At 52.0% G+C, this 517-nt stretch carries 1 rRNA gene; it reads right to left on the reverse strand.

Annotation, left to right across the window (positions count from 1 at the left end):
- Positions 1–517 (reverse strand): 23S ribosomal RNA (locus QP775_RS25555); the annotation flags it as partial.

Raw genomic sequence — 517 nt, forward strand, 5'->3', positions numbered from 1 at the left:
GGCCTCCAGTGCGTGTTACCGCACCTTCACCCTGGACAGGGGTAGATCACACGGTTTCGGGTCTACGTCTACGTACTTAAGCGCCCTATTCAGACTCGCTTTCGCTTCGGCTACGGCTTTCCACCTTAACCTTGCACGCAAACGTAACTCGCCGGTTCATTCTACAAAAGGCACGCCATCACCCATAAAAAGGGCTCTGACTTTTTGTAAGCACACGGTTTCAGGATCTTTTTCACTCCCCTTCCGGGGTGCTTTTCACCTTTCCCTCACGGTACTGCTTCACTATCGGTCGCCAGGTAGTATTTAGCCTTAGCAGATGGTCCTGCCAGATTCCCACGGGGTTTCACGTGACCCGCGGTACTCGGGATCCGTCTCGGAGAGCAATCACTTTTAATTACAGGGCTGTTACCTTCTATGGCGGGCCTTTCCAGACCTCTTCATCTAACAATCGCTTTTCTTACTCCTAGTGAGACGTCCCACAACCCCAAAGAGCAAGCTCTTTGGTTTAGGCTGTTCC

The organism is Paenibacillus sp. UMB4589-SE434, from assembly GCF_030226685.1.
Classification (GTDB): domain Bacteria; phylum Bacillota; class Bacilli; order Paenibacillales; family Paenibacillaceae; genus Paenibacillus_B.